Genomic DNA, 16765 nt, shown 5'->3' on the forward strand with positions numbered 1-16765 from the left:
TCCTGGCTTACTGTTCCGAAAGCTTGATGTCCGGGTGATAGTCCTTGCCCGGAACATCCTTCACCACCGCCTGTCCGGCCATCATCTGGCCGGTCGCGCTGTTGAAAGTGAGCGACGGCGCGCCGTGCAGGTCCCAGCCCTTGTTGAGCGCGTCGGTGACGCGGTGGCAGAAGGAAGAGTCGTCGGGACCGGTGAGGAAACGATAGACTTTCAAGGATCTCTCCGTGCGATGAGGTCTGCCCGCGCCTTCAGCGCCAGGGCCTGTTCGTAGTGAAGCCGTTCGACCATGCGGCCGCCGATGTCAAGCGCATTGAGCTGATCGGCGCCCGGCGCGCTGAACCCGGCGATGATCTCTTCCGCTTCAGCGATTTCCACAGGCGAGGGGCGATAGCGGCTATTGGCGGCCGGGATCTGTGCCGGGTGGATCAGCATCTTGCCGTCAAAGCCCATGGCCCGTCCCGTCGCGCATTCCCTGTCGAAACGTTCGAGGTCGCGGAACTCGTTGCACACAGCGTCGATCACCCTCAAGCCATAGGCGCGGCCCGCCAGCACCACCTGCATCAGCCAGGGTGTGACGAAGGTCCGGTCGAGATCGGGCAGCACGCCGGTGTCCTTGCGCAGATCGTTAAGGCCGACCACAAGCGCATCCAGCCTGCCGCCTGCGGTGCGGCCCGTCTCTGCGATTGCGCCGGCGTTGAGGATCGACAACGGCGTCTCCATCATCGCCCAGATGCGGATCGTCTCGGCAGCGTCATTGTCGGAGAGATGGGCCACGACGTCGAGGATGTCGGATGGCGAGCGCACTTTCGGGATCAGAACTGCGTCAGGGCTGGTCTCCAGCACAAGCGCGAGATCCTTCTCCGCATGGCGCGAAGCGACGTCGTTAATGCGGATAATCCGTTCGACCCCGTCGATCGGCGGGGCCTCGAAGAAGGCGCGGATCTTGTCGCGCGCAGCGTCCTTCTCGCTATCGGCCACCGCGTCTTCGAGGTCGAGAATCACCCCGTCCATGGCGAGCGACGGCAATTTGGCGATGGCGCGCTCGTTGGAGCCGGGTAGGCAGAGAAGCGAGCGGGAGGGCCGTGGGGGGCGAAAAACCTGTGTCATCTGACGGTTATGGCCAATCGATCATCTCCGATCAAGAATAACTGGAAACCATGCGACGCTCTGACCCTTGCAAAAGGCGGCTTTCTCGCCCACATTAAATCGCGAAGGAGTGGTGATGACCATGAAAAGCGTTCGTTCTTTCTTCCTGACCCTGGCCGGCCTGACGATGGTCGCCGTTGCCGCCGTGTTTACCGCCTCGATCGGTCTTGCCGTGATTGGCGCTCTGGCAGTTCTGGCGTTCGGTCACTGGCTCTCCGCAATGATCGATTCCGGCGCCACACAGCAGCCGGCGCGCGCTTATGCGCGCTATCGCACGCGTCAGCGCGAAGAGCGCATGCGCGTCTGGAATGACGGCAAGGGCACCATTATCGACATGTAACGGCGCGGCCGGGTGACAAACCCAGGCCGGTTTAAGGCGGACATGCGTTCCGCCTTTTTTGTATCCTCCATCCGCCGTACAAAATCCTCTTCAGACGCCCGAGCCTGACATGCAATTCACTGGAACCGACAGCTATATCGCCGATAAGGACCTGATGGTCGCGGTCAACGCAGCCATCAGGCTTGAGCGGCCTTTGCTGGTCAAGGGCGAGCCGGGAACCGGCAAGACCGAGCTGGCGCGGCAGATCGCGGAGAGCCTCGGTCTTCGCTTCATCGAATGGAACGTCAAATCGACCACCAAGGCGCAGCAGGGCCTCTACGATTATGACGCCGTCTCGCGCCTGCGCGACAGCCAACTCGGCGATGTCAGGGTGCAGGACATCCGCAATTATATTCGCAAGGGCAAGCTTTGGGAGGCGTTCGAGGCGTCTGAGCGCGTGGTGCTGCTGATCGACGAGATCGACAAGGCCGATATCGAATTCCCCAACGATCTCCTCCAGGAGCTCGACCGGATGGAATTCCATGTCTACGAGACCAATGAAACGATCAGGGCGAAACACCGCCCCATCGTCATCATCACGTCCAACAATGAGAAGGAACTGCCGGACGCTTTCCTGCGTCGTTGTTTCTTCCATTTCATCCGCTTTCCCGACGCCGAGACGCTGGCGCGGATCGTGGAGGTTCACTATCCCGGCATCAAGCAGCGCCTGTTGCATCAGGCGCTGACGCGCTTCTTCGAGATCCGCGAAACACCGGGGCTGAAGAAGAAGCCGTCGACATCCGAGGCGCTCGACTGGATCCGGCTGCTGGTGTCGGAGGATGTGGAGCCCGAAACTCTGGCGTCCAATCCCGCCAATGCCCTGCCGCGCCTGCATGGCGCGCTGCTCAAGAACGAACAGGATGTGCATCTCTTTGAACGGCTAGCCTTCATGGCGCGGCGCGAGATGCGTTAGGGCGATAGGCCCTGAGCAAGCCTTTCGCCCGTCAAACGACTTGCTTTCGCCAGATTGAAAATTGGCGTCGCCCGGTATATGACAGATAAAACCGTGGTGATTTGCCGGCCGGCTTGCAGCCACGTTAAACAATTTGCTAAATAGGGCCACCGCGCGAAGGGGCGAGGGGACCGGCGAATTGTATTTCGGCGCCGGCGTTAAGGAGTGCCCCGATGCCCATCAAGATTCCCGACCAACTGCCCGCGTTCCAGACACTTGTCGAGGAAGGCGTTCCCGTGATGACCGATTCGGTCGCCATCCGGCAGGACATCCGTCCGTTGCAGATCGGCCTTCTCAACCTGATGCCCAACAAGATCAAGACGGAGATCCAGATCGCCCGTCTGGTCGGCGCGTCTCCCTTGCAGGTGGAACTGTCGCTGGTCCGCGTCGGCGGCCACAAGTCCAAGAACACGTCCGAGGATCATCTCCTGTCCTTCTACAAGACCTGGGACGAGGTGAAGGACCGCAAGTTCGACGGCTTCATCATCACCGGCGCGCCGGTGGAATTGCTCGATTACGAAGACGTTACCTATTGGGACGAGATGAAGGCGATCTTCGACTGGACCGAGACCAATGTTCATTCGACGCTGAACATCTGCTGGGGCGCGATGGCGGCCATCTACCACTTCCACAAAGTGCCGAAATACACGCTGTCGGAAAAGGCTTTCGGCGTCTATCGCCACCGCAACCTCAACCCGGCCTCGCCCTATCTGCTCGGCTTTTCCGATGACTTCGCCGTGCCGGTGTCGCGCTGGACGGAAGTGCTGCGCAAGGACATCGATCCGAAAACCGGGCTCGACGTGCTGATGACCTCGCATGAGACCGGCGTCTGCATGGTGGCCGAAAAACGTGGTAACCGGCTCTATATGTTCAATCACGTCGAATATGACTCGACCTCGCTGGCCGACGAATATTTCCGCGATCAGGCGGCGGGCGTGCCAGTCAAGCCGCCAGAGAACTATTTCCCGGACAATGATCCCGCCAAACAGCCGCTCAACCGCTGGCGGAGCCATGCGCATCTCCTGTTCGGCAACTGGATCAATCAGGTCTATCAGACGACGGAATATAATCTCGCCGATATTGGTCAGCGCGCGCATGGCCGCGAGACAGAAACGGCCTGAGCCCATGTTCCTGCCCTTCTTCCTCGAACTCAAATCGGCTCAGGTCCCGGTCACGCTCCGGGAATATCTGACGCTGATGGAGGCGATGAAGGAGGGCGTGGCCGATTTCGACGTCGAGGCGTTCTATTATCTCGCCCGCGCCGCGCTGGTGAAGGACGAACGCTTCATCGACCGCTTTGATCGCGTGTTTGGTCAGGTCTTTCGCGGCGTCATCGGTCAGGGAGACGCCTCAGGCGAGGCGAGCGGCCCTGTCGATCTGCCGGAGGAATGGCTGCGGCGGCTCGCCGACCGGCATCTGTCGGAAGAGGAGAAGGCGCTGGTTGAAAGCCTCGGCGGCTTCGACACGCTCATGGAGACGTTGAGGCAGCGGCTTGCCGAGCAGAAGGAGCGGCATCAGGGCGGCAACAAATGGATCGGAACCGGCGGAACCTCGCCTTTCGGCGCCGGCGGCTATAATCCCGAAGGCGTGCGCATCGGCCAAAACGAAAGCCGGCATCGCAAGGCGGTGAAGGTCTGGGACGAGCGGCATTTCCGCAATCTCGACGACGAGGTCGAGCTTGGCACGCGCAATATCAAGGTGGCGCTGAAGCGGCTGCGGCGCTGGGTGCGCGATGGCGCGGCCGAAGAGCTCGATCTCGACGGCACGATCCGCGCAACCGCCGAACATGGCTGGCTCGACATCCAAACCCGGCCGGAGCGGCGCAACCGGGTGAAGCTTCTGATGTTCTTCGATATCGGCGGCTCCATGGATGATCATGTGAAAGTCGCCGAAGAGCTGTTTTCGGCGGCGCGTTCGGAATTCCGACAGCTGGAATATTTCTACTTCCACAACTGCCTCTATGAGGGCGTGTGGAAGGACAATCTGCGGCGACGGGCCTCGGTCATCCCCACTGACGAGGTGCTGCGCACCTATGGTCCCGATTACAAAGTGGTGTTCGTGGGCGACGCGGCGATGAGCCCCTACGAGATCAGCATGGCCGGCGGATCGGTCGAACATTGGAACCGGGAGCCCGGCGCTGTCTGGCTCGACCGGGTGACGGGCCATTTCCGCAAATGGGCCTGGCTCAATCCGTTGCCGGAAAGTCAGTGGGGCTATACGCAGTCCATCGCCATGATCCGACAATTGTTCGCCGGCAAAATGTATCCTCTCACATTGGGCGGGCTTGAGGCTGCGGCAAAAGAACTGTCGCGCTGAGCGCCTGTCGATCTTGACTTCGGGCCTTACAAGGCCGAACTGACAATCCAGCGTATAAGGGCGAAAGCCTGTTGCGTCGGAAAGAGACCGGCGCCGGAACGAAGGAGCGTCGCGATGACCGAAGCCGCCAAGACCACCATCGACCAGTCCGAAGTTGATCGCTTCTCCGCCATGGCGGCGGAATGGTGGAGCCCGACCGGCAAGTTCCGCCCGCTGCACAAGTTCAATCCCGTGCGCATTGAGTATATTCGCGACAGAGTGTCGGCCCATTTCGGCCGTGACCCCAAGGCGCATTTGCCGCTGAGCGGCCTTCGCGTGCTCGATATCGGCTGCGGCGGCGGACTGCTGTCCGAACCCGTGGCGCGAATGGGCGCTAGTGTCGTCGGCGCGGATGCGTCTGAAAAGAATATCGGCATCGCCCGCATCCATGCCGAACAATCCGGCGTCACCGTCGATTATCGCGCCGTCACCGCCGAACAATTGGCGGCCGATGGCGAGCAATTCGACGTCATTCTCAACATGGAAGTGGTCGAACATGTCGCCGACGTCGCGTTTTTTATGGAAACCTGCGCGTCACTGGTGAAGCCCGGCGGACTGATGTTCGTCGCGACCATCAATCGTACGCTGAAAGCCGCGGCCTTTGCCATCGTCGGCGCCGAATATGTGCTGCGCTGGCTGCCGCGCGGCACGCATCAATATGAGAAACTGGTGCGTCCCGAGGAAATCGAAGCGCCACTCGGCGTGGGCCAGATGACGGTGACCGAGCGCACCGGCGTCTTCTTCAATCCGCTCCAGAACCAGTGGAACCTGTCCAAGGACATGGATGTGAATTACATGCTGGTGGCGGAAAAGAAGCCGGTCTGAGCAGACCTCAGGCCGTGTAGCCGAAGCGCTCGATGATCAGCCAGTCGCGCCGTGCGACGAGTTCGATGGTCTCAGTGTCGTAGTAGTGACCATATTTCGCGTGCGATCTGGCATTGGTCTTGCCGATCGCGTCCAGAGTTTCCATTGAAATCGGCTTGCCGATCTCGGCGAGCAGGTCATGAAGATCCTGGTTCAGTTGCTCCATGCGCAGAATTCGTCTGGCGATGCCGTGTTTGGTAACGAAATCGCGGATCTGTTGGCGAGTCTCTGTCTGGCGGCCCAGACTGTTCCAGGCGTTGAACTCCGTCGTCAGCGCCAGAAACCGGAAAGTCATGAAGCCGACCTCGTTGCGGATGGCGCTTGAGGCATAGGCTTCCTTGGCGATGAACAGGCCTTCCGCTCCCAGAAGCAGCTTCAGCCATTCGCGGAAATGGTCCTGGTTTTCGGCATCCGAATAGAGCTTTCGCCATCGGGGATGCCTGCCGATGCGGGTGAAGGCGCGCGCCGTTGCGGAAAGGCCAGCTTTCCAGCCGGAATGCCGCGCCGCATGCCTGATCTCGCTGAAGGGCGCGTGGGTCAGATAGCGCGCAAACCCACCGGAGCCGGAACAGCCGAAAGACCATAGCGAGACATACCAGTCCCAAGGATTGCGCACGGATGAGACGATGAGTCGATCCTTGACGCTCTCGAAGTCGGTGAGTTGCTCATGCCGCTCGCCGGTCTTGCCGCCGACATACCGCTTGAGCACCTGGCGCACATGCGTGCTGCCGGTCTTCTGCATTTCCAGATAGACAACCTTCTTGGAGATGAACATGCCTGAGGGGTCCGATCACGAGTATCCGTCGCGTCTTCTTGGCGCGGGCGGAGGCTGATGTAAATAAAAAAGCCGCGCTGCCCTTACGGCTGCGCGGCTTCGTCAAACCGTTCGAGGCGCCCTCAGACTGTCTCGTAGGACCCGTGGCAGTGCTTGTATTTCTTGCCGGAGCCGCAGGGGCAGGGCTCGTTGCGTCCGACTTCGCCCCAGCTCGAAGGGTCGTTGGGATCGCGGCGGATTTCGGTCGCCTGGAAGCCGCCTTCGCCGAAGTCGTCTTCGCCAGTCGAGGCGTCGATATGATGGCCTTCCATCGGCGGCAGACCGGGCTCGGGCGCGCTCTGGGCGAGTTCGACGCGCATCAGCTGGCTCACCACCGTATTGCGCATATTGGCCAGCAGCGCCTGGAACAGCTCGAAGGCTTCCTGTTTGTATTCCTGCAGCGGGTCGCGTTGGGCATAGCCGCGGAAGCCGATGACCGAGCGCAGATGTTCGAGATTGACGATATGCTCGCGCCAGAGATGATCCATGGTCTGCAGCACGATCGACCGTTCGATATAGGTCATGAGATCAGCGCCGAAACGTTCGGCTTTGTCCTTCATGACCGCATCGGCGGCTTCCTTGACGCGCTGCACGATGTCGTCTTCGGCGATGCCTTCCTCGGCCGCCCAGGCGTCGACAGGCAGGTCGAGGCCGAGCGTGTCGCGGATTTCCTGGCGCAGCGCTGCGACATCCCATTGTTCGGCATAGGCGCGCTCGGGAATGTGCTTCTTGGTGATCACCTCGATGACCTCGTCGCGCATGTCGTCGATCGTCTCGGTGACGCTTGCGGCTTCCATCAATTCGAGGCGCTGCTCATAGACCACCTTGCGCTGGTCGTTGAGCACGTCGTCATATTTGAGAAGATTCTTGCGGATGTCGAAGTTGCGGGCTTCGACCTTCTTCTGCGCGCGCTCCAACGCCTTGTTGATCCACGGATGGATGATCGCTTCGCCTTCTTTGAGGCCAAGCTTGACCAGCATCGTGTCCATGCGCTCGGAACCGAAGATGCGCATCAGATCGTCCTGTAGCGACAGGAAGAATTTCGAACGGCCGGGGTCGCCCTGACGGCCGGAGCGGCCACGAAGCTGGTTGTCGATGCGCCGGCTTTCATGACGCTCGGTGGCGAGCACGTAAAGGCCGCCGGCGGCCAGCGCCTTTTCCTTGAGCACCTTGATCTCGTCACAGATCGCCTGTTCGCGCGCGTCGCGTTCCGGCCCTGGCGCAACTTCTCCCAGTTCGCGGTCGATGCGCATGTCGACATTGCCGCCGAGCTGGATATCGGTTCCGCGGCCCGCCATGTTGGTGGCGATGGTCACCGCGCCCGGCACGCCGGCCTGCGCGACGATGAACGCTTCCTGCTCGTGATAGCGCGCATTGAGAACCTGGAAGTCCTTCACGTCTTCGCGGCGCAGGAGTTCGGCGAGCAGTTCCGACTTCTCGATCGAGGTCGTGCCGACAAGAACAGGCTGGCCCTTGGCCTGTGATTCCTTGATGTCGGCGATGATCGCCTTATACTTCTCCTCAACGGTCCGGTAGACTTCGTCGTCCTCGTCGATGCGCCGGATCGGCACATTGGTCGGCACTTCGACCACTTCGAGATTGTAGATATTGCCGAATTCCTCGGCTTCCGTATTGGCCGTGCCGGTCATGCCGGCGAGCTTGGCATACATGCGGAAATAGTTCTGGAAGGTGATCGAGGCCAGCGTCTGGTTTTCAGGCTGGATCTGCACCCGTTCCTTGGCTTCTAGCGCCTGGTGCAGGCCTTCCGAATAGCGGCGACCCGGCATCATGCGGCCGGTGAATTCGTCGATGATCACCACTTCGCCGTTGCGGACAATATAGTCCTTGTCGCGCTGGAACAGCTTGTGGGCCTTCAGCGCATTGTTGATATGGTGGACGATGGCGACATTCTCGACGTCATAGAGCGATTCGCCCTTGAGATGCCCGGCGACGCGCAACAGGCCTTCCAGCTTTTCGGTGCCGCCTTCGGAGAAGTTCACCGAACGCTGCTTCTCGTCGATCTCGTAATCTTCATCCGACAGCTGCGGAATGAAGGCGTCGATCGTGTTGTAGAGTTCGGAACGGTCGTCAAGCGGGCCGGAAATGATCAGCGGCGTGCGCGCCTCGTCGATCAGGATCGAATCCACTTCGTCGACGATGGCGAAATTGTGCCCGCGCTGCACCATCTGGCCCTTCTCGAACTTCATGTTGTCGCGCAGATAGTCAAAGCCGAGTTCGTTGTTGGTGGCGTAGGTCACGTCGCAGCCATAGGCGACGCGACGCTGGTCGTCGTCCAGGCCATGTACGATGACGCCGGTGGTCAGGCCGAGAAAGTTGTAAACGCGGCCCATCTGGGCGGCGTCGCGTTGCGCGAGGTAATCGTTCACCGTCACCACATGCACGCCCTTGCCGGAGAGCGCGTTGAGATAGACCGGAAGCGTCGCCACCAGCGTCTTGCCTTCGCCGGTCTTCATTTCGGCGATGCCGCGTTCATGCAGGATCATGCCGCCGGTCAGCTGCACGTCGAACGGTCGCATGCCCAGAACGCGCCGCGCCGCTTCGCGCGCCACGGCGAAAGCGGGCGCGAGAATGTCGTCCAGCGTCTTGCCGTCCGCCAGTTGCTGGCGGAATTCCGTGGTCTTCGCCTTCAGCGCCTCATCGGACAACGCCTTGATTTCAGCTTCCAGAGCGTTGACTGCGGCGACGCGAACTTTGTAGGAGCGGATGCGGCGTTCGTTGGAAGAGCCAAACAATTTACGGGCGAGCCCGCCGAGACTGACCATGCCTATGGTCCTTTCTGAACTGTCTTTTGTATGCGGAAGTTTCGGCGCCTCAAGAATCAAGCCGTAAAAACGTTCCGCCGCGCCGCATTCGTCTTCAGCGCAAACCCGCGAGACAGATAAGAGGGGCCTTGTAGTCTGTCAACGGCAAGCGCTGGCGCGCCCGCTTTTCCGATTGCCTTTTGGCTTGAAAAATGCAAATCCCGGACCCTGTTTTTCCTTTGTGCCAGAATGGTGAGAAGATGTTTCGCAAAGGCCTGCTAGCCGCCACCGCTTTGACCGCCCTGCTGATCGCCTCCAATGGAGCGCTCGCCGAGGACGCGGCGAACCCGGTCATCGCCACCGTTAACGGCGTTGACATCACCAAGGCGGATCTCGATCTCGCCGAAAGCAATATCGATCCGCAGCTGTCGCAATTGCCCGCCGAGCAGAAGCGGCTCGCCGCTCTCTCCTCGCTGATCGACGCCAAGCTCGTCGCCGCCAAGGCCAAGGGCGAAAAGCTCGATGAGACGCCGGAATTCAAGGAGCGCGTCGCCTTCATCGTCGATCGCGAACTCCATAACGCGTATTTCAAGAAGCATGTCGTCGATGCGGTGACCGACGCTGACGTCAAGGCGCGCTACGAGACAGAAATCAAGGCGATGCCGAAGCAGGAAGAAGTTCGTGCGCGCCATATCCTGGTCAAGACCGAGGATGAGGCCAAGGCGGTTCTCAAGGCGCTCGGCGAAGGCAAGGATTTCGCCGAACTCGCCAAGGAAAAGTCGACAGATCCGAACAAGTCTGACGGCGGCGATCTCGGCTATTTCCGCAAGGGCCAGATGGTTCCGGAATTCGAAACCGCCGCTTTCGCCATGCAGAAGGGCGAAGTGTCCAAGGCGCCGATCAAGACCCAGTTCGGCTGGCATGTGATTCAGGTCGAAGACAAGCGCATCGCCCCGCCGCCGCCCTTTGAACAGGTCAAGGATCAGGTTCGCCAGATCATCATGCGCGACAAGTATCTTGAGCTGATCAAGACGTCCAAGGACGCCGCCAAGATCGAGGTCAAGGACCCGACCCTCGCCAAGGGTTACGCCGAAGCTTCCAAGCCGGCCAATTGATTTAAAAAAGGCGCCCTTCGAGGCGCCTTTCGCCATCCGGCCTTCAACTCCAGACCCTAGACTGGGAAAAGTCCCCTAGAAGAGAGGTCCCCATGTCGCACGCCGTATCTCCCCTCGCGCCCAAGTCCTATGCCGATATGCCTGTGATCGAAGGCGTTCGCATGGCCACTGCTGAAGCAGGCATCAAATACAAGAACCGCACTGACGTGCTGCTGATGGCGTTCGACGAGCCCGCTACCGTCGCGGGTGTTTTCACCCGTTCGAAATGCCCGTCGGCGCCGGTGGATTTCTGCCGCGCCAATCTGCCGCATGGCAAGGCCAAGGCGCTGATCGTCAATTCCGGAAACGCCAACGCTTTTACCGGCAAGAAGGGCAAGGCCGCCACGGCGCTCACCGCGCAATCCGCCGCCTCCACCCTGGGCGCTGCGGACAACGAGATTTATCTCGCCTCGACCGGCGTGATCGGCGAACCTTTGAACGCCGACAAGATCGCCGCGGTTCTGCCGGACCTCGCTACGCGCCTGACCGGCGATTTCTGGTTCGAGGCCGCCAAGGCGATTATGACCACCGACACCTATCCGAAGGTCGCCACCCGCAGCGCGAACATCGGCGACGTCACGGTCACCATCAACGGCATCGCCAAGGGCGCCGGCATGATTGCCCCTGATATGGCGACGATGCTGTCCTTCGTCGTGACCGACGCCGCTCTTCCGGCGGATGTCTTGCAGGCGCTGTTGTCGAAAGGCGTCGGCCCGAGCTTCAACTCGGTGACCGTCGACAGCGACACCTCCACCTCCGACACGTTGATGCTGTTCGCCACCGGCGCCGCCGGCAAGCGCGGCCAGTCCGCTGTTGCCGAGGCCGGCGATCCGGCTCTCGCCGATTTTGCCTCCGCTCTCGATAACCTGCTTCTCGACCTCGCTCATCAGGTGGTGTGCGACGGCGAAGGCGCGCGCAAGATGGTCGAAGTCGAAGTCTCCGGCGCGGTCAGCGACGAAAGCGCCAAGAGGGTCGCTTTGTCGATCGCCAATTCGCCGCTCGTCAAGACGGCGGTGGCGGGTGAAGACGCCAACTGGGGCCGCGTCGTCATGGCGGTCGGTAAATCCGGCGAGCCCGCCGATCGCGATCTGCTGGAAATCAGCTTCGGTGATGTCCGCGTCGCCGTCGAAGGCGAGCGGGATCCCGCCTATTCTGAAGACGCCGCGTCCGCCGTCATGAAGAAGGACAAGATCCCGGTGCGGGTGAAGCTCGGCCTCGGCGCGGGAAAAGCCACCGTCTGGACCTGCGACCTGACCAAGGAATATGTTGAGATCAATGGCGACTATCGCAGCTGACGGGAAAACCCTGCCTCTGGTGCGTCGGCTGGAGGCTGTAGGCTTTCGCGCATGGCCGGCCAAGACCGTGTCCTTCGACGGCAGCTGGCAGCTCCGCATCACGCCTGGCCATCCGTCCAAGCGGCTGAACAGTCTGGTGCCGCTCGATCCGTTCGACAGCCGCGACATGACGGAGCGGCTGCGGCAGGCGGAAGCACGCTTCCTGGCCGAGGGTGTGACGCCGACGGTGCGGCAATCGCCGCTCTGCCCGCCTGCGCTTCCCGAGGCGCTGACCGCCGAAGGCTGGCTGCGAGGATCGGAGACCCATGTGATGGGGGCCGATCTGGATGCTATCGATCTCACCCATGGCATGGATCACCTGCCGAGCCACGATATCCGCCGCTTCTCCGAAGCCTGCGTGTCGGTTGATGACGGTCGTGAAGCGGACGCCGAGGTGATCGGCTCCATCATCGCGGCGATCGAGCCGACGGCTGGATTGTTCTTGCTCGAAGACGCCCAGGGGCCGAGCGCGGTGGCGATTTGCGTGCAGGACAATGATCTTGCCGGGCTGCAGCAGGTAGTGGTGCGCAAGGATCTGCGCCGTCAAGGCCTGGGCCGCGAACTCGTGGCCGGCGCCCTGCGCTGGGCGCGCCTGCGCGGCGCGCGAAAGGCGTGGCTGCAGGTGATCGCCGCCAATCATGGCGCGGTTGCTCTCTATAGGGATATGGGCTTCAGCGTGATTTACGATTACGCCTATTGGCGCAAGGGCGAGGACACATGAGCGGGCCTGGCAAACGTATTCTTCTCGTGGCGGCCTGCGCGCTGATCGACGCCGACGGACGGGTGCTGCTCGCACAGCGTCCGGAAGGCAAATCGCTTGCCGGCCTCTGGGAGTTTCCCGGCGGCAAGGTCGAGCAGGGCGAAACGCCTGAGGAGACTCTGGTGCGCGAACTGCGCGAGGAGTTAGGCGTCGAGACCAAGATCCCGTGTTTGGCGCCACTGACCTTCGCCAGCCACAGCTATGACGATTTCCATCTCCTGATGCCGCTCTATGTCTGCCGGCGCTACGAAGGCATCGCCCGCGGGCTCGAAGGTCAGGCGGTCAAATGGGTGCGCGCCAAGGATCTGCGCGACTATCCCATGCCGCCGGCGGATGACCCGCTTGTGCCATTTCTAGTCGATCTTCTGCCGTAACGACCTGTGGAATAACCATCTGTTAAGACTCTGTTTAGCAAGCGCTGGCATTATCGATCCGGTAACCAAACCGGACTGACGACAGGCTTGAGCGAACATGGACGACGATTTCCGGAATGAGTCCCGAGACGGGGAATTTGTCGACGCCCGACGCAACCGCATCGGCGCCGTCAATGTCGCGTTGTTGTTCGGCACAGCGGCGATCGCGCTGTCACTGATCCTGACGCCGATCGTGTCGCAAAAGAGCGATGAGATGCAGGCGGGCGCGACGCTCGGCTATGACGACATCAAGACAGGCTCTATCCCGACCGGCGACGGCAAGATCAAGCGCTACACCATCCGCCGATCCGTGTTGCAGGACCATCCCGGCGATGTCTGCATTATCGACCAGAACGGCGTTCGCAACGGCTGCTGAAATTTCCCTCGCGGATATGAGACGAAGCGGCCCGGCTCAACGCCGGGTTTTTTGTTTATGGCTTTTCGTCATCTGCGGCTGCCGCCGCCTGGCGGATCGCATCTTCGAGCCGCATCTTGGCGGAACCAGGACGCAGCGGCTTCTGCTGGCTGTCATGCGGCGCCCATCCCGACAGGAAAATTAGCGAGAATGTCGCACGGATGCGGCCGTCGGGATCGGCGTATTTCTCCTGATAGCGGCGCGCCGCCTCCAGGAAATAGCGCCGCGACACAGGCCTGCGGGAGCGGGCGGCGAGACTGTTGGTCATGCCCATCGCCCTGAGATCCGCCATCAATGCAAAGAGAGAGTCATAGCGGACCGTATAGGTTTCGACATCGGCCACCGGCAGGCTGAAGCCGGCCCGCTGCAGCAGCGCGCCCATCGCCCGAACTTCGCCGAACGGCACGACCCTCGGGCTCGCGCCGCCGTGAAGCGCGATATCGGTTTCGAGCAGCACATCGTTGAGTTCCGCAAGCGTTCCGACCCCTGGGGTCGCCGCCATGAAAAAACCATCGGGTTTCAGCGCTCGGCGGATACGGATCAGGCTGCCTGGCAGATCGTTGACGAGATGCAGACAGAGCGGCGCGATCACCAGATTGACGCTTTCGGCCTCCAGCGGCACGTCTTCGAAACTCTCCGCCAGCAGGGTCGGACGCGCATCTGGCGCGACCTCGACCGACTTGAACGCGTCGATTTTTCCCGTCGCCAGGCAGGCGCTTGCCGCGGCGCCCGTCGCGCCGAACAATTCCACGGCGTCGTCGAAGCGGCGCTCGATCGCTGACAGCCGAAGCGAAAGTTCTTCCGCCGCGATATCCAACAGAAAGGCGGCCTTGGGATCGAAGGCGCGGGCGGCGCGGCGACGGCGCTTTACAGCAAGATCGGGATCAATCAGGATTTCCATCGTCAGCTACTCTCGTGGATCGGCGGCACAGTCACCAAACGACAGGCGAAGTCAAGCGATGTGGAAGCATGCCAGCCCAAGACGCGGCCTTGCTCGCGCCGCAATGGAAACCGGCCAATGGCTGCGCCGTTCCGCCGCCGATCTGTTCTTTCCACCGACTTGCCCGGCTTGCGGGCGGCTGGTCATGAATGGCGGCGCCCTTTGCGCCGGCTGCTGGGCGCAAGTCCGCTTCATCGAAAAACCCTATTGCGACATTCTCGGCAGTCCGTTCAGCCACGATCTCGGCATGGGCGTTGTCTCGGCCGAAGCCATCGCCCATCCGCCCGATTTCGACCGATTGCGCTCCGCCTGTCTGTTCGATGGCCCCGCCCGCGATCTCGTGCATGGATTCAAATATCGCGATCAATCCGAACTCGCCGCGATGATGGCGCTGTGGATGGCGCGCGCCGGCGCGGAACTGATCGCCTCCTCGGACGTGTTGCTGCCTGTCCCCTTGCATCGCCGTCGCCTGCTGGAGCGGCGCTTCAATCAGGCGGCGGAACTGGCGCGCGCGCTTTCCGGGCAAACGGGACTGCCGATGCTGCCGGACGCTGTCAGACGCATCCGCAACACCGCCCATCAGGTCGGACTGACGCGCCTTGGTCGGGACGCCAATGTGCGCGGGGCGTTTCGACTGACGGAAGCTGGCGGGAGCCAGGTCTTCGGCCGGCGGATCATGATCGTCGACGATGTCTATACGACCGGCGCCACCGTGTCGGCGATCGCCCGGCTCCTCAAGCGCAGCGGAGCGGCAGGGGTCGATGTTTTGACCTTTGCAAGGGCGCTGCCGGACATTATATGACGGAAAGAAAAGTTTTCTGCGGTGAACGGAGACAGGCATGGCGTCCGTGGTAATCTATACGAGACAGGGTTGCGGCTATTGCAGCGCGGCCAAGGCGCTGCTCGGCGGCAAGGGCGTTGACTTTCAGGAGCATGACGCCACCGGCAAGCCTGACATTCGCGAGGAAATGATGGCGAAATCCGGCCGCAACACCTTTCCGCAGATCTTCATCGACGGCCAGCATGTCGGCGGTTGCGACGATTTGCATGCGCTGGACCGGGCTGGCAAGCTCGATCCCTTGCTGGCGGCCTGATCCATGGCGAAAATCGCGGCGATCCAGATGTGTTCCGGCGTCGACCCGGAAAAGAATGCGCTGCAGATGGAGGCTCTCGTTCGCGAGGCTCATGCCGGCGGCGCTGTCTATATTCAGACGCCCGAGATGACCGGGGCGTTGCAACGTGATCGCAAGGGTCTCGCCGATATTCTCAGGCCGGAAGAGACGGATCTGATCGTTGCCCGCGCCAAGGCGCTTTCGGCGGAACTCGGCGTCTTCCTGCATATCGGATCGACCGCGATCGCGCTCGAAGATGGCAAGACCGCAAATCGGGGCCTGCTGTTTGGTCCCGATGGCCTGCTCGTCTGTCGTTACGACAAGATCCATATGTTCGACGTCGATCTCGACAATGGCGAGAGCTGGCGCGAAAGCGCCGTCTATCGCCCGGGGTCTGAGGCGCGCGTGGCGCGTCTTCCCTTCGGCGCGCTGGGCTTCGCCATCTGCTACGATGTCCGTTTTCCGCAGTTGTTCCGCGCCGAGGCGGTTGCCGGTGCCGAGATCATCAGCCTGCCGGCGGCGTTTACCCGCCAAACCGGGGAAGCGCATTGGGAAGTGCTGATCCGCGCCCGCGCCATCGAGAACGGCGTGTTCATGATTGCCGCCGCCCAGGCCGGCCTGCATGAAGACGGCCGCGAAACCTATGGCAATTCGATGATCGTCGATCCCTGGGGGCGTATTCTCGCCCGCGCGCCATCGGTCGGCGAGGCGGTGATCGTGGCCGATATCGACATCACGGAAACCGCCGCCGCCCGCGCCAAGATCCCCAATCTCAAGAATGCGCGCGATTTCGAACTGACCGATGTCAGGGCCTGATCAACATCATGGATAAGTGAGATCGTGATCCGCTATTCCCTCCATTGCGACAAGGCGCATGAATTCGAAGGCTGGTTCGCCTCGAGCGCCGATTTCGATCGCCAGGCCGAGGCGGGGCTCGTGTCCTGCCCGGTCTGCGGCTCCCTGTCGGTGGCCAAGACGCTGATGGCGCCGAGCGTCTCGACGAGTCGCCGCAAGGACGAAACGACGGCGCTGGCGCTTGATGTTACGCGCCGCGAAGCTATGCAGAAGTTGCGGGAGATCGTCAGCGAAGTCCGCAGCAACGCCGAGGATGTCGGCGAGCGCTTCCCCGAGGAAGCGCGCAAGATTCATTACGGCGAGACGGAAGCGCGCGGCATCATCGGCCAGGCCTCGCCTGTCGAGGTCAAGGCGCTTCTCGATGAAGGCGTCGAGATCGCCCCGCTTCCCGTTTTGCCCGACGATGTGAACTGATATTCTTGCGTCCTGGCGGGCTCGCGCGCCACGATGGTCAGCGATAGGCAAGCCTTCCCAACCCTTTCTTAACCAAGACCCATGTACAAGCGGAGA

The 16765-nt window shown here is 61.5% G+C and carries 19 protein-coding genes and 1 riboswitch; of the genes, 14 read left to right on the forward strand and 5 right to left on the reverse strand.

Annotated elements, in window-relative coordinates; genetic code table 11:
* Positions 1 to 7: 7 nt before the first annotated feature.
* Together M2360_RS15050 and M2360_RS15055 are read right to left on the reverse strand one after the other, a co-directional pair.
* Positions 8 to 214, reverse strand: a complete 207-nt coding sequence (locus M2360_RS15050) for a DUF1737 domain-containing protein (protein ID WP_280776077.1) — start codon at positions 212 to 214, stop codon at positions 8 to 10.
* Positions 211 to 1107 (reverse strand): CoA ester lyase, encoded by an 897-nt coding sequence (locus tag M2360_RS15055; protein ID WP_280776078.1) that lies wholly within the window; start codon positions 1105 to 1107, stop codon positions 211 to 213. Before M2360_RS15055 ends, M2360_RS15050 begins: the two co-directional genes overlap by 4 nt.
* 115 nt (positions 1108 to 1222) lie before the next feature.
* On the opposite strand from M2360_RS15055, the gene M2360_RS15060 reads away from it, so the two are divergent.
* From M2360_RS15060 to ubiG, 5 genes are all read left to right on the forward strand, one after another.
* Positions 1223 to 1486: a hypothetical protein gene (locus M2360_RS15060; protein WP_280776079.1), complete on the forward strand. Its 264-nt coding sequence runs from the start codon at positions 1223 to 1225 to the stop codon at positions 1484 to 1486.
* Positions 1487 to 1595: 109 nt separating this feature from the next.
* Positions 1596 to 2438: a MoxR family ATPase gene (locus M2360_RS15065; RefSeq protein ID WP_280776080.1), complete on the forward strand. Its 843-nt coding sequence runs from the start codon at positions 1596 to 1598 to the stop codon at positions 2436 to 2438.
* A gap of 83 nt (positions 2439 to 2521) precedes the next feature.
* A riboswitch (SAM riboswitch) is annotated at positions 2522 to 2599 on the forward strand.
* 51 nt (positions 2600 to 2650) lie between these two features.
* Positions 2651 to 3598, forward strand: a complete 948-nt coding sequence (gene metA / locus M2360_RS15070; RefSeq protein ID WP_280776081.1) for a homoserine O-succinyltransferase — start codon at positions 2651 to 2653, stop codon at positions 3596 to 3598.
* A gap of 4 nt (positions 3599 to 3602) precedes the next feature.
* Positions 3603 to 4793, forward strand: coding sequence for a VWA domain-containing protein (locus tag M2360_RS15075; protein WP_280776204.1), 1191 nt, complete (start codon positions 3603 to 3605; stop codon positions 4791 to 4793).
* 114 nt (positions 4794 to 4907) lie between these two features.
* Entirely contained in the window at positions 4908 to 5657 is a 750-nt protein-coding gene (gene ubiG, locus M2360_RS15080) for a bifunctional 2-polyprenyl-6-hydroxyphenol methylase/3-demethylubiquinol 3-O-methyltransferase UbiG (RefSeq protein WP_280776082.1), read from the forward strand.
* Positions 5658 to 5664: 7 nt separating this feature from the next.
* On the opposite strand, the gene M2360_RS15085 is transcribed toward ubiG, so the two are convergent.
* Together M2360_RS15085 and secA are read right to left on the reverse strand one after the other, a co-directional pair.
* The gene (locus M2360_RS15085; protein ID WP_280776083.1) at positions 5665 to 6471 is read right to left on the reverse strand and encodes a hypothetical protein; all 807 of its coding nucleotides are present in this window, start codon (positions 6469 to 6471) and stop codon (positions 5665 to 5667) included.
* A gap of 122 nt (positions 6472 to 6593) precedes the next feature.
* Positions 6594 to 9293, reverse strand: coding sequence for a preprotein translocase subunit SecA (gene secA / locus M2360_RS15090; protein WP_280776084.1), 2700 nt, complete (start codon positions 9291 to 9293; stop codon positions 6594 to 6596).
* Between the two features lie 239 nt (positions 9294 to 9532).
* On the opposite strand from secA, the gene M2360_RS15095 reads away from it, so the two are divergent.
* The 5 genes from M2360_RS15095 (at position 9533) to M2360_RS15115 (ending at position 13309) form a co-directional block, all read left to right on the forward strand.
* Positions 9533 to 10387 (forward strand): peptidylprolyl isomerase, encoded by an 855-nt coding sequence (locus tag M2360_RS15095; protein ID WP_280776085.1) that lies wholly within the window; start codon positions 9533 to 9535, stop codon positions 10385 to 10387.
* 92 nt (positions 10388 to 10479) lie between these two features.
* Positions 10480 to 11721 (forward strand): bifunctional glutamate N-acetyltransferase/amino-acid acetyltransferase ArgJ, encoded by a 1242-nt coding sequence (gene argJ / locus M2360_RS15100; RefSeq protein ID WP_280776086.1) that lies wholly within the window; start codon positions 10480 to 10482, stop codon positions 11719 to 11721.
* On the forward strand, positions 11702 to 12481 hold the full coding sequence (locus tag M2360_RS15105) for a GNAT family N-acetyltransferase (protein ID WP_280776087.1): 780 nt from the start codon (positions 11702 to 11704) through the stop codon (positions 12479 to 12481). The genes argJ and M2360_RS15105 overlap by 20 nt, the downstream gene beginning before the upstream one ends.
* Complete coding sequence (locus M2360_RS15110; RefSeq protein ID WP_280776088.1) at positions 12478 to 12894, forward strand: (deoxy)nucleoside triphosphate pyrophosphohydrolase; 417 nt, start codon at positions 12478 to 12480, stop codon at positions 12892 to 12894. Before M2360_RS15105 ends, M2360_RS15110 begins: the two co-directional genes overlap by 4 nt.
* A gap of 97 nt (positions 12895 to 12991) precedes the next feature.
* A complete protein-coding gene (locus tag M2360_RS15115; RefSeq protein WP_280776089.1) occupies positions 12992 to 13309 on the forward strand; it encodes a hypothetical protein in 318 nt (105 codons plus the stop codon).
* 55 nt (positions 13310 to 13364) lie between these two features.
* Here M2360_RS15115 and M2360_RS15120 read toward each other — a convergent pair whose 3' ends face one another.
* Entirely contained in the window at positions 13365 to 14249 is an 885-nt protein-coding gene (locus M2360_RS15120; protein WP_280776090.1) for a methyltransferase domain-containing protein, read from the reverse strand.
* A 58-nt stretch (positions 14250 to 14307) separates the two neighbouring features.
* Here M2360_RS15120 and M2360_RS15125 point away from each other — a divergent pair, with 58 nt between their 5' ends.
* Genes M2360_RS15125 through M2360_RS15140 form a run of 4 tightly spaced genes read left to right on the forward strand, consistent with a single transcriptional unit; the run spans position 14308 to position 16669 of the window.
* Positions 14308 to 15090, forward strand: a complete 783-nt coding sequence (locus tag M2360_RS15125) for a ComF family protein (RefSeq protein WP_280776091.1) — start codon at positions 14308 to 14310, stop codon at positions 15088 to 15090.
* 37 nt (positions 15091 to 15127) lie between these two features.
* Positions 15128 to 15382, forward strand: a complete 255-nt coding sequence (gene grxC / locus M2360_RS15130; protein WP_280776092.1) for a glutaredoxin 3 — start codon at positions 15128 to 15130, stop codon at positions 15380 to 15382.
* A 3-nt stretch (positions 15383 to 15385) separates the two neighbouring features.
* Positions 15386 to 16216, forward strand: coding sequence for a carbon-nitrogen hydrolase family protein (locus M2360_RS15135; protein WP_280776093.1), 831 nt, complete (start codon positions 15386 to 15388; stop codon positions 16214 to 16216).
* A 24-nt stretch (positions 16217 to 16240) separates the two neighbouring features.
* Positions 16241 to 16669 (forward strand): DUF1178 family protein, encoded by a 429-nt coding sequence (locus M2360_RS15140; RefSeq protein WP_280776094.1) that lies wholly within the window; start codon positions 16241 to 16243, stop codon positions 16667 to 16669.
* Positions 16670 to 16765 lie beyond the last annotated feature (96 nt).

This window comes from Rhizobium sp. SG_E_25_P2 (assembly GCF_029892285.1).
GTDB lineage: Bacteria > Pseudomonadota > Alphaproteobacteria > Rhizobiales > Rhizobiaceae > Rhizobium_E.

Bases quoted from the DNA above. Each gene is read 5' to 3' on its own strand.
- M2360_RS15110 (WP_280776088.1), top strand. From the start codon at position 12,478: ATGAGCGGGCCTGGCAAACGTATTCTTCTCGTGGCGGCCTGCGCGCTG.
- M2360_RS15075 (WP_280776204.1), top strand. From the start codon at position 3,603: ATGTTCCTGCCCTTCTTCCTCGAACTCAAATCGGCTCAGGTCCCGGTC.
- M2360_RS15055 (WP_280776078.1), bottom strand. From the start codon at position 1,107: ATGACACAGGTTTTTCGCCCCCCACGGCCCTCCCGCTCGCTTCTCTGC.
- M2360_RS15135 (WP_280776093.1), top strand. From the start codon at position 15,386: ATGGCGAAAATCGCGGCGATCCAGATGTGTTCCGGCGTCGACCCGGAA.
- secA (WP_280776084.1), bottom strand. From the start codon at position 9,293: ATGGTCAGTCTCGGCGGGCTCGCCCGTAAATTGTTTGGCTCTTCCAAC.
- M2360_RS15105 (WP_280776087.1), top strand. From the start codon at position 11,702: ATGGCGACTATCGCAGCTGACGGGAAAACCCTGCCTCTGGTGCGTCGG.
- metA (WP_280776081.1), top strand. From the start codon at position 2,651: ATGCCCATCAAGATTCCCGACCAACTGCCCGCGTTCCAGACACTTGTC.
- grxC (WP_280776092.1), top strand. From the start codon at position 15,128: ATGGCGTCCGTGGTAATCTATACGAGACAGGGTTGCGGCTATTGCAGC.
- M2360_RS15120 (WP_280776090.1), bottom strand. From the start codon at position 14,249: ATGGAAATCCTGATTGATCCCGATCTTGCTGTAAAGCGCCGTCGCCGC.
- M2360_RS15115 (WP_280776089.1), top strand. From the start codon at position 12,992: ATGGACGACGATTTCCGGAATGAGTCCCGAGACGGGGAATTTGTCGAC.
- M2360_RS15065 (WP_280776080.1), top strand. From the start codon at position 1,596: ATGCAATTCACTGGAACCGACAGCTATATCGCCGATAAGGACCTGATG.
- M2360_RS15125 (WP_280776091.1), top strand. From the start codon at position 14,308: ATGTGGAAGCATGCCAGCCCAAGACGCGGCCTTGCTCGCGCCGCAATG.
- argJ (WP_280776086.1), top strand. From the start codon at position 10,480: ATGTCGCACGCCGTATCTCCCCTCGCGCCCAAGTCCTATGCCGATATG.
- ubiG (WP_280776082.1), top strand. From the start codon at position 4,908: ATGACCGAAGCCGCCAAGACCACCATCGACCAGTCCGAAGTTGATCGC.
- M2360_RS15060 (WP_280776079.1), top strand. From the start codon at position 1,223: ATGACCATGAAAAGCGTTCGTTCTTTCTTCCTGACCCTGGCCGGCCTG.
- M2360_RS15095 (WP_280776085.1), top strand. From the start codon at position 9,533: ATGTTTCGCAAAGGCCTGCTAGCCGCCACCGCTTTGACCGCCCTGCTG.
- M2360_RS15085 (WP_280776083.1), bottom strand. From the start codon at position 6,471: ATGTTCATCTCCAAGAAGGTTGTCTATCTGGAAATGCAGAAGACCGGC.